The 5,149-nt window shown below is 39.5% G+C and carries 3 protein-coding genes; all 3 read left to right on the forward strand.

What is annotated here, in order from left to right; translation table 11 throughout:
- Window positions 1-30 precede the first annotated feature (30 nt).
- On the forward strand, window positions 31-1,131 hold the full coding sequence (locus tag I6E24_RS15200) for a metallophosphoesterase family protein (RefSeq protein WP_235329437.1): 1,101 nt from the start codon (window positions 31-33) through the stop codon (window positions 1,129-1,131).
- Window positions 1,132-1,245: 114 nt separating this feature from the next.
- Window positions 1,246-4,029, forward strand: coding sequence for a TonB-dependent receptor (locus I6E24_RS15205; protein ID WP_235329439.1), 2,784 nt, complete (start codon window positions 1,246-1,248; stop codon window positions 4,027-4,029).
- Between the two features lie 172 nt (window positions 4,030-4,201).
- Window positions 4,202-5,113, forward strand: a complete 912-nt coding sequence (locus I6E24_RS15210; protein WP_394800421.1) for a metallophosphoesterase — start codon at window positions 4,202-4,204, stop codon at window positions 5,111-5,113.
- The last annotated feature ends 36 nt before the right edge of the window (window positions 5,114-5,149 follow it).

Here is a 5,149-nt window from a genome sequence, read left to right on the forward strand (position 1 = left end):
GTTATAAACATTAAAATGTAGCTGTAACAAATGAGAACTATTCGTTTTATTTCGCTTTTTCTTTTTCTGATATTCAATTTTATCAATGTATTAACTTTAGACGCTGAAGAGATACGGTTTATATATTGTTCAGACCTTCATTATGGAATAAAGAGAAATTTTAGAGGAAAGGAGTGTGAGACATATAAGGTGGTGGACGAGATGCTGAAATCGTTTACGTTGCTTTATTCTTCACCACTGCCGTCGGACGGAGGAGCCGGAGCAGGAACTGTATTCGGGGAGCCGGATTTCCTTATTTGTACGGGGGATATTTCAAACAGAATGCAGAAAGGAGCATGGACAGCATCTGAATCGTGGAATCAATTTAAAAAGGACTGGATAGATGCTTTGGATTATCCTGTTTATGTTGTTCCCGGAAATCATGACATATCAAATGCTATAGGATACCCGAAGAGACTTTCACCTGAGCGTGATGATGCGAGTGCGGTAGGTATATTCAATCATAATATGCCGGTGTACGGACATAGTGAGATTAAAGAATTTAATTATTCGGAAAATCAGGTACGATATTCCTTTGTCAGGGATAGCCTCAGATTTATGTTCATTGGTATGTGGCCCGACAGCAATATGCGTATGTGGATGGACAGTGTCATGAAGGAAGATCCTGTTTCGCCTGTTATAATATTCACCCATGACCCTGTTGAGGCTGATGCAAAACATTATACCAATCCTAACTATCCTTATAATATAAATGCGGTTGACAAGTTTGAAAATCTGTTGAGTGATACCTGTTCTGTTGATAATATTAACAAATTGCCTGAGGGTAATTGGAGTCGTTTTGAACGTTTCGTGGAGTCACATCCACAGATCAAGGCATATTTTCATGGTGACTGCAATTATAATGAATTCTATGAATGGAAGGGTGTCAATGGTACTGTTTCTCTTCCTGTATTCAGAGTGGATTCGCCGATGAAAGGGGAGTATTCTTCCAAGAATGAAAACCTGTTGTCTTATCAGGTTGTATGTATTGATACTGATAATAAGATTATTACTGTGAGAGAATGTTTGTGGAATAAGGATGGCCTTACTTCTATAACATGGGGAGAAGTGAAAACTATAAGTTATAAATAGTTTTTACTGTAATGTTTTTGCAATATTTTTGTTTTGAATTCTTAAAATCTGCGAAATGAATATGTAACCGCTTATTGAGACCTTTGCACCAGAAAAAGTTTTTTTAATAAAGGTATGAAAAAGGTTTTTAAAAGTGTTGCATGCGTCTTGGCTGCAACAGCACTTAGTGCAAATGTTTTCGCTGCAGACGACACAGAGCTTGCAGAAATGGGTATTGTAAGAGGACGTGTGGTAGATACTGAGAATCACACACTGCCGGGAGCTTCTATATTTATAGAAGATTTACACACCGGTGTAGTCAGTGATATAGACGGCTTCTATATTCTCCCTAATCTTAAACCGGGTGAATATAAGGTTAAAGTGACATACGTAGGTTATAGTCCTTTTGAAATGAAAATCAAAATCTCAGGCGGTAAAACTGTTGAGAAAAATATTGTACTTAATGAAGGTGTTGAATTGCAGGAAGTAATCGTTGGTGGTGCTTTTCAGGGACAGCGTCGTGCATTAAACTCACAGAAAAACGAAATGGGTATTGTGAATGTGGTTTCTGCCGACCAGGTCGGTAAGTTCCCTGACTCAAACATCGGTGACGCTTTGAAACGTATCAGTGGTATCAATGTTCAGTATGACCAGGGTGAAGCTCGCTTCGGACAGGTTCGCGGTACTTCGGCTGATTTAAGTTCTGTAACTATCAATGGTAACAGGATTCCTTCGGCAGAGGGTGATATCCGTAATGTACAGCTTGACCTCATTCCTTCTGATATGGTTCAGACTATTGAAGTAAACAAGGTGGTTACTGCAGATATGGATGGAGATGCTATCGGTGGTTCTATCAATCTTGTCACAAAGAGTACTCCGTTCAAGCGTGTTATCAATGCAACTCTTGGTAGTGGCTATAATGTAGTGAGCCAGAAAGCACAGGTCAATGCCGGCTTTACTTACGGTGACCGTTTCTTCAACGACAAGCTCGGTATGATGGTGGCTCTTTCATATCAGAATGCTCCTATAGGTTCGGACGATGTGGAGTTTGAATATGACAGGGATGAAGATACGGGAGAAGTTTTCATTACAGACGCAGAAACCCGTCAGTATTATGTGACACGCCAGCGTCAGAGTTATTCGTTGTCTTTGGATTATGATATAAATCCTAATCACAAGCTTACATTCAAGGGTATCTATAACCGTCGTCACGACTGGGAAAACCGTTACCGTATCTCATATAAAGATCTTGATGCTGCGGCAGACGGTGAAGCCAAAGTGGAAATTCAGACCAAAGGAGGTTCTTCTGACAACAGAAATGCCCGTCTTGAATTGCAGCAGACAATGGACTTGGCTTTGGGAGGTGAACACCTGTTCGGTAAATTGAAAATGGACTGGGGTGCGTCTTACTCTCGTGCAAGCGAAGACCGTCCTGAAGAAAGATATTTCACTCTTAAACAGAAAGATATAGCTCTTGATGTTGTTGATGCAGGTCAGCGCTTCCCTTATATCTCAACTAAGGTTAATCCTAATACAGGAGACTGGGGATTGGACGAACTGACAAATTCAAATCAGGAAATATATGAAACAGACGCTAAGTTTAAACTGAATTTTGAATTGCCTTTGGCTTTAGGCTATTATAGCAACAGACTGAAATTCGGTGCAAAGCATGTCAGCAAGAACAAACATAAGGATATTGTAGTTTACGACTACTGTGACGCATACGAAGAAAAATTCGGAACCGAATATATGAGTCATCTTAGCTCGCAGGTGCGTGATGGATATATGCCGGGATCACAGTATCAGTCAACAGATTTCGTTACAAAAGAATATCTTGGAAACATGAATTTCTCTGATATGGAGGGAGAACGTGTTCTGGAAGAATCGTCAGGAAACTTCGACGCGACAGAAAGAGTGACTTCAGGCTACTTGCGTTTTGACCAGAATTTCGGAAAACGTCACCAATTGGTACTTGGTGCGCGTCTGGAAGCAACTAACCTTATTTATAGCGGTTTCAACTGGAACGTAGATGCGGATGAGAACGAAACTTTGGATCCGACTGGAGAACGTAAGAACAATTATATAAATATACTTCCAAGCGTCCTTTATAAGTTTAATGTAAACGATGATTTCAAAGTACGTGCTTCGTTTACTGAAACTCTTGCAAGACCTAAGTATTCAGCACTTGTACCAAGTACGAATATAAATCTTGCAGAAACAGAAATCTATATAGGTAATCCAGATTTGACTCCAACTTTATCTTATAACTTCGATTTGAGTGCCGACTATTATTTCAAAAGCATAGGACTTGTTTCCGCAGGTATCTTCTATAAGAGAATAGACGATTTTATAGTTGACCAGCGTACAAGCGGAGAATTTGCCGGGTATCCTGGAGTTGATTTCAAGGAGATAAAGAAATCTGTAAATGCCGGTGACGCAGACCTTCTCGGTGTTGAAGTCGGTTTCCAGCGTGACTTTGGTTTCATAGCTCCGGCATTGAAATGTATCGGTTTCTATGGTAACTATACTTACACTTACACAAATGTCAAGAACTTCAATTTCGAAGGACGTGAAAATGAAAAGGATTTGAGACTTCCGGGATCTCCTGAGCATACTGCAAATGCTTCTCTTTATTTCGAAAAGAAAGGATTTAACGTAAGATTGTCTTATAACTATGCTTCAGATTTCATAGATGAAATGGGCGAACATGCAGACCTTGACAGATATTATGATTCTGTAAACTATATGGATGTGAACGCAAGTTATACATTCGGCAAGAAGGTGAAATGTACTGTTTATGCAGAAGCTACAAACCTTCTTAACCAGCCGCTACGCTATTATCAGGGTACAAAAGAACGTACTATGCAGGCCGAGTTCTATGGAGTCAGAGCTAATGCAGGTGTGAAAATCAGTTTCTGATAAATAGGTGTTAGTATAAATATATTTTAAAAAGATTCTGATTTGTCTGTTATATAAAGATAATTCAGAATCTTTTCAGCTTTGTATCGTTACTTTGCACAAGTAAATTAAATCAATAAATCAAATTATAATAATTATGATCTCATTAAGAAAAAACATCATTACACTGTTTATGGCTTTGGCGGTAGTTGCAGTTTCATTTGCACAAACGCCTGAAAGCTGGAAAGCTCTGGAAAAGCCATTGAATTTCTATCTTGCCAATGACCTTGGCCGTAACGGATATTATGACCAGAAACCTATTGCCGAACTGATGGGAAATATGGCAGAGACAGTAGATATAGAATGTGTGGTTGCTGCCGGCGACGTACATCATTTTGAAGGCGTACGCAGCGTTAATGACCCGTTGTGGATGACTAACTACGAGCTTATATACAGTCATCCTGAACTGATGATTCCGTGGTATGCCATACTTGGAAACCATGAATATCGTGGAAATACTCAGGCTGTGATTGATTACAGTGCTGTAAGTGCAAGATGGAATGTGCCAAGCCGTTATTATACTTTCGCAATGGAGAATGATGGGGTGACAGTACGTTTTGTAATGGTGGACACAGCTCCTCTTCTCGACAAATATCGTGAGGATACAGAGAAATATCCCGACGCTTGCAAACAGGATATGGATAAACAGTTGGAATGGATTGACTCAGTCCTGACAGCGGCAAAGGAAGACTGGGTACTGGTAGTGGGACACCATCCTATATATGCTGAGACAGGTAAAGACGAGTCTGAAAGACTTGACTTGCAGAAAAGGCTTGATTCTATATTACGCAAGCACAAGAATGTAGATATGTATTTGTGCGGACACATACATAATTTCCAGCATATTCGTAAGGCTGATAGTAAAATAGATTATATAGTGAATACATCAGGTTCGCTCAGCCGTAAGGTTAAACCTATAGATGGAACAAAATTCTGCAGTAGTGATACAGGCTTTTCGCTGATTTGTGCCGACAAAAAGGAACTGAATTTACACATGATAAATAAGGAAGGAAAAGTGATTTATACTGTTACTAGGAAGAAGTAATAATCCAAACATATAGTAGAATCCGGACTACAATAG

Source organism: Bacteroides caecigallinarum (assembly GCF_021530995.1).
GTDB classification, from domain to species: domain Bacteria; phylum Bacteroidota; class Bacteroidia; order Bacteroidales; family Bacteroidaceae; genus Phocaeicola; species Phocaeicola faecigallinarum.

What these genes read in the sequence shown, in the direction of transcription:
- I6E24_RS15200 (WP_235329437.1), top strand. Translation starts at nt 31, where the DNA reads ATGAGAACTATTCGTTTTATTTCGCTTTTTCTTTTTCTGATATTCAAT.
- I6E24_RS15205 (WP_235329439.1), top strand. Translation starts at nt 1,246, where the DNA reads ATGAAAAAGGTTTTTAAAAGTGTTGCATGCGTCTTGGCTGCAACAGCA.
- I6E24_RS15210 (WP_394800421.1), top strand. Translation starts at nt 4,202, where the DNA reads ATGGCTTTGGCGGTAGTTGCAGTTTCATTTGCACAAACGCCTGAAAGC.